General features: G+C 48.9%; 5 protein-coding genes. 3 read left to right on the forward strand and 2 right to left on the reverse strand.

Annotation, left to right across the window (positions count from 1 at the left end; translation table 11 throughout):
• Window positions 1-105: 105 nt before the first annotated feature.
• Window positions 106-369, reverse strand: coding sequence for a hypothetical protein (locus L0156_25710; GenBank protein ID MCI0606395.1), 264 nt, complete (start codon window positions 367-369; stop codon window positions 106-108).
• A 236-nt stretch (window positions 370-605) separates the two neighbouring features.
• On the opposite strand from L0156_25710, the gene L0156_25715 reads away from it, so the two are divergent.
• The gene (locus L0156_25715) at window positions 606-1070 is read left to right on the forward strand and encodes an NUDIX domain-containing protein (GenBank protein ID MCI0606396.1); all 465 of its coding nucleotides are present in this window, start codon (window positions 606-608) and stop codon (window positions 1068-1070) included.
• Between the two features lie 94 nt (window positions 1071-1164).
• Here the strand turns inward: L0156_25715 and L0156_25720 are convergent, their stop codons facing one another.
• Complete coding sequence (locus L0156_25720; GenBank protein ID MCI0606397.1) at window positions 1165-3003, reverse strand: phosphoenolpyruvate carboxykinase (GTP); 1839 nt, start codon at window positions 3001-3003, stop codon at window positions 1165-1167.
• Between the two features lie 105 nt (window positions 3004-3108).
• Here L0156_25720 and L0156_25725 point away from each other — a divergent pair, with 105 nt between their 5' ends.
• Both L0156_25725 and L0156_25730 read left to right on the forward strand, forming a co-directional pair.
• Window positions 3109-4428 carry a serine hydrolase gene (locus L0156_25725; GenBank protein ID MCI0606398.1) on the forward strand — a complete coding sequence of 440 codons (1320 nt, stop codon included), beginning with the start codon at window positions 3109-3111 and terminating at the stop codon, window positions 4426-4428.
• Window positions 4429-4660: 232 nt separating this feature from the next.
• Window positions 4661-5776 (forward strand): aminotransferase class I/II-fold pyridoxal phosphate-dependent enzyme, encoded by a 1116-nt coding sequence (locus L0156_25730; protein ID MCI0606399.1) that lies wholly within the window; start codon window positions 4661-4663, stop codon window positions 5774-5776.
• The last annotated feature ends 141 nt before the right edge of the window (window positions 5777-5917 follow it).

Below are 5917 nucleotides of genomic sequence, written 5' to 3' on the forward strand. Positions count from 1 at the left end.
ATCGTAATCGTGATCGCAATCATAATCTTGATCCTAGTCGCAATCTTACAGATTACGATTATGACTTTCGATTCTGATTACGATCAAGATCACGACCCATGATTATCAGAGTCTGATCAGCGCGTTCAGCTGCTCAAATCCATGCGTTACATAGTGCGAGAAAAGCATTGAGATGAAAAGAGCATTCCCGGAAAACAATAGAAGAGAGACGGTGCGAGCCGAATCGGATGCCGCTCTCATTCTAAGAGCAATCCAGCCGGATCCAATCACAAACATCTCCAATGCAACAACGATCCATAGATCGGTCGTTGCAAAGGAATCAGTAATTTCACCGATGAAGCGGATGGACAAATGTAGAGCGTAGTTCATCAAACACCACATGATTAAAAGAATGTCTGATCGAGTTTTGATCTTGAATCCCGGAAATTTTCCCTGGCAACTAAAAACGGAACAATGATTGCCGTACTCCAACCAGCATACTCTGTGATGACGCGTGCCACATCTCAAGCAACAAACGACTTCCGGACCGCCGCTCACCGCGGCTTTGCAATAGGGGCACACGACCTCGCCCATGCTCTAAATTATAATGCTTCCGCAAATAGATTATGAAAGAAAGCGCCGGCTTGTTAATTTATCGTTTCAAAAACGGAATATTACAGGTTTTTCTGATCCACCCGGGAGGCCCGTTCTTCAAATCCAAAGATGCGGGGATCTGGTCGATTCCCAAGGGCGAAGTTTCCGCCGGTGAGGATCCGCTGAATGCTGCACTTCGTGAATTACAAGAAGAAACAGGCTTCGAAGCGCATGCGCCTTTCCTCAAACTTACAGCCGTCAAACAATCCTCATACAAAATGGTTCACGCCTGGGCTGCAGAAGGCAACTATGATCCAGCAAAATTGCGGAGTAACACTTTTCCTCTGGAATGGCCGCCGGGATCAGGTAAGATTCAAAACTTTCCTGAAGCAGATCGGGCCCAGTGGTTTACGATTCCCGAAGCTAGAAGAAAAATCTTGAAGGGGCAGATTCCCCTTTTGGATGAATTGGAACGAAAAGTGACTGGCTGGATGTAGTGGCAGAGCATTTTCAATTCGCCTTGAATAAGCATTTTGAGTAACTAGGCTGGACCTTAATCGAATCGTTGTTGGGTTTGAAAATGCTCTGCGACTACGTCGGATCTTGTACCAGTTCCCAGTGTTTGGGGGAACGCCACAAACTAGACAGAATCAGCTCGCGCATGAAGATGAATTCCTTGGGCAATTTGTCATACAACTTTGAAAACAGTTCTTCATGCGAAGCAATTTCCTGTTTCCATCCTTCTGTGTCTACAGACATCAGTTCATAGAATTGCTCCGGGGTGGTTCCCTGCAAACCTTCCCACACAAGATCCTCTTTTCGCGGCATCCAGCCGAGGGGACTTTCAATTGCATAACCGCGGCCGCGAACACGATCCACGATCCACTCTAACACTCTCATATTATCGCCGAAGCCTGGCCACAGGAACTTTCCTTTTGCGTCTTTACGGAACCAGTTGACGCTGAAGATGCGGGGAGGATTGGGAACAAGGCGTCCAATCTGCAGCCAGTGATTGAAGTAATCCGCCATGTGATAGCCGCAAAACGGAAGCATAGCAAATGGATCGCGACGCACTTCTCCCACTTTGCCTGCGGCCGCAGCGGTCGTTTCCGATCCCATGGTCGCTGCCATGTAGACTCCAAAATTCCAGTTGATTGCCTGGACCACCAGTGGAACCAGAGTACTGCGGCGCCCGCCAAAGATGAAAGCGCTGATCGGGACTCCTTTCGGGTTCTCCCAATCCGGATCGATCGAAGGGCATTGTTTCGCTGGAGCCGTGAACCGCGCATTGGGATGCGCAGCTTTTCTGCCTGAATCCGGAGTCCACGGTTTTCCCTGCCAGTCGGTCAGTTTTGGCGGTGGCTCTTTGGTCATCCCTTCCCACCAAACGTCTCCATCCGGCGTAAGAGCCACATTTGTGAAAATGCAGTTGCGAGTAAGCGTCGCCATCGCATTAGGATTCGATTCCACCGAAGTTCCGGGAGCAACACCGAAGTATCCCGATTCAGGGTTGATCGCGTACAGCTTTCCATCGTCGCCAATTTTGATCCACGCAATATCGTCGCCGACTGTAGTTACTTTCCAACCGTCAAATCCTTTAGGCGGAATCAACATTGCAAAATTCGTTTTCCCGCAAGCACTCGGAAAAGCGGCCGCTACGTACGTCTTTTCACCGTCAGGAGATTCCGCTCCCAGAATCAACATGTGTTCCGCGAGCCAGCCCTCATCCCTCGCCATGCAGGATGCGATTCGCAGAGCAAAACACTTTTTCCCGAGTAATGCATTTCCGCCATACCCGGAACCGAAAGACCAGATTGCGCGTTCTTCGGGAAAATGCACAATATATTTTTGATCCTTATTACAAGGCCACGGAACATCGTTCTGTCCAGGTTCCAAAGGCATCCCCACCGAATGCGAACAGGGGACAAAGAAATTGTCCCCCAACACATTCAAAACTTCCTTCCCCATCCTTGTCATGATGCGCATGTTTACCGCGACATAGGGAGAATCGGACAGTTCCACTCCGATCTGGGATATCGGGGATCCAAGCGGTCCCATACTGAAGGGAATCACGTACATGGTGCGGCCGCGCATGCAGCCATCGAAAAGTTTCGTCAGGACGCTCTTCATTTCCTTTGGATCTACCCAGTTGTTCGTCGGACCCGCATCCTGCCTGCGATTGCTGCAGATAAAAGTGCGGTCCTCCACACGAGCTACATCGCTGGGATCCGACCATGCCAGGTAGCTGTTGGGCCGCTTCTTTTCGTTTAGCTTTTGAAGGGTCCTCGATTCAACCATCAGACTACAAAGATCGTCATATTCTTCCTGAGAGCCATCGCACCAGTGGATCTTCTCCGGTCTGCAGAGACGGGCCATTTCATTTACCCAGTCTTTTAACTTCTTGTTTTTTACATAAGATGGAAATTCCATAATCACTCCCGAAAATTTATTCTCGCAGTTACCTCGAGAAAAATCAATGTTATGCTATGGAGCGCAGGCTTCCAGCCTGCTTTTCATTTTACAGGAGCATTCGAAATGAAAATTATGACAATCCTAATACTCTTCACCGCTATCGCTTTTGCAGATCCGGTTGACGATTTCGTAAAGAAACAAATGGAGGAGCGAAAAATCCCCGGTTTGTCGATTGCCGTCATAAAAAACGGTGAGATCGTTAAAACGCAAGGATACGGTTTCTCCAATCTGGAGCATCAGGTACCAGCCAAGCCTGAAACGGTGTATCAATCTGGCTCAGTAGGAAAACAGTTTACAGCCACGGGAGTCATGATGCTGGTGGAGGAAGGAAAAGTAAACCTGGACGATCCCATCACAAAATATTTTACGGAGGGGCCGGAATCCTGGAAGAAAGTAAAAGTCAGACACTTACTTTCTCATACCGGCGGAATCTCGAACAAACTTTACGACCAGATTAATATGCGTGAAGATCATACGGAAGAACAAATCCTGAAAAAAATCGCCGCCTTGCCGCTCGATTTTGAGCCCGGAACAAAATGGAATTACAGCAATCCTGGATACGTGCTACTCGGAATCCTGATCCATAAAGTCAGCGGAGCATTTTATGGAGACTTTCTTCAAGAAAGGATTTTTAAACCCCTTGGCATGAGCACAACACGCATTATCAACGAATCCGATATCATTCCAAATCGCGCGGCCGGCTATGTCATGGAAAAAGAGCAAATCAAGAATCAATCCTGGGTTGCTCCCATGATCAATACCACTGCGGATGGAAGTTTGTATTTTACGGTGCTGGATCTTGCAAAGTGGGATGGAGCGCTGTACACGGAGACGCTTTTGAAGAAATCCAGCTTCGATCAGATGTGGACTCCCACAAAACTAAACAACGGAAAGTCGGAACGGTACGGTTTTGGTTGGGGCTTTGATGAGATCCGCGGACACAAAATCATCGCGCACGGAGGTTCCTGGCAAGGATTCACGACCTATATCGCTCGGTATGTGAATGACAAACTAACTGTTGTGGTATTGACGAATTTTGCCGGTGCGAATCCGGGTTCGATTGCTAAAGGCGTTGCCGGTATTTACAACACTGACCTGAAACCGATCGAGCCGGTTGAAGTCAAAATTGACCCAAAAATCCTGGATGCCTATGTGGGCGACTACCAGCTGGAAGAAACATACGTGATCAAGATCACCAAAGAGAATGACCATTTGATGGGCCTTGCGCCGGAACAACCCAAGTTCCAGCTCTTTCCGGAATCGGAAACCAAATTCTTTTTGAAAGTGGATGAAGGAAATATCACGTTCGTGAAAGATAAGTCCGGAAAAGTGACGCACATACTTTTGGAACCCAGCGGCCGCACCGCCAAGAGAATAAAATAAAAAGCCGGTAGTGCCAGAGCATTGTCCTTAATGCCAGGCTTGAACTTGTTTGGCATTAACTTTGCATCTAGCTACATGCTTGATTGCAGAAGACAATGCTCTGTATCTCCGCAGGATGCAGAGCATTTGCGCGTAAGAAGTTGTTCGCGCTTTGGGCAGTCATTGTGAAAGAACAAGTTCATTTGGAAACAATGGCAAATGCTCTGCCACTACAGTGATAAAATAGTCATATATGAAAATTGAAACTTTCTTAATGGAGCGGATGCAATCCACCTGGGAAAATCGCGTAGAATACAATCTTTCCGAAAGCGGTGTGCATCCGATGTATCTCGGTGAACTTTTAAGGGAAATCCCCGAAGCATCTGAGCGTTTGTTGAGACAGGAACTCGGATACGCTCAGTCGAACGGATCGCCTGAGCTTCGCCAAACAATCGCTGCCCTTTATCGAGGTGCCACAAAGGATCATATCCTGGTTACAAACGGCACTTCCGAAGCAAATTTTCTTTCGACCTGGAGTCTGGTTGAGCCGGAAGATGAGATTTTAATGATGCTGCCTAACTACATGCAGATCTGGGGAATCTCGCGTGGTTTTCGCGGCACGGTGCGTCCTTTTCATCTGCGCGAGGAAAAAAAATGGCATCCGGACTTTAACGAGATTGAGCAGTTTGTCACGAAACGAACGAAACTGATTGCCGTTTGCAACCCGAATAATCCCACGGGATCCATCCTGACAGAAGAGGAGATGCAGAAACTGATCGATGTCGCGCGCCAGAGCGACGCCTGGCTGCTTGCAGATGAGGTTTATCAGGGCGCAGAACGGGAGGCGGATCGCACTCCCAGCTTCTGGGGACGCTACGAAAAAGTAATCATAACGAACGGTTTATCCAAGGCCTACGGGTTGCCCGGGCTGCGGATTGGATGGATCGTGGCGCCTCCGGACCTGATCGCGCGGTTCTGGTCCTACCATGATTACACAACCATTGGACCTGCCATGATGAGTGACGTCCTGGCGAGGATTGCGCTGAGTTCGGACGTCCGCGAAAGAATTCTTTCACGAACTCGACGCATTCTGCAGAACAATTTTCCAATCGTCGCAGATTGGATCCGAAATCATGCCGACGTGTTTTCAATTGTGGAACCTCAAGCAGGAGCCATTGCCTATTTCCGTTACAAATTCCCCATCAATTCTACTCAATTAGTAGAGAGACTGCTGCATGAAAAAAGTCTGCTGATCGTGCCCGGAGATCATTTCGGCATGGACCGTTATCTCCGGATCGGTTACGGCCCGCCGGAAGATTATCTGAAAGCGGCTCTGAACCGCATGGATGAACTGCTGAGCAGTTTGTAAACAAAGTAGCGCGGCCGTCCCGGCTGCGTGAGCTAAGAAGACGCAGGCGGGACGCCTGCCCTACTTACGCAGGCGGGACGCCTGCCCTACTTACGCAGGCGGGACGCCTGCCCTACTTACGCAGGCGGGACGCCTGCCCTA

Source organism: bacterium, from assembly GCA_022616075.1.
Lineage (GTDB): Bacteria > Acidobacteriota > HRBIN11 > JAKEFK01 > JAKEFK01 > JAKEFK01.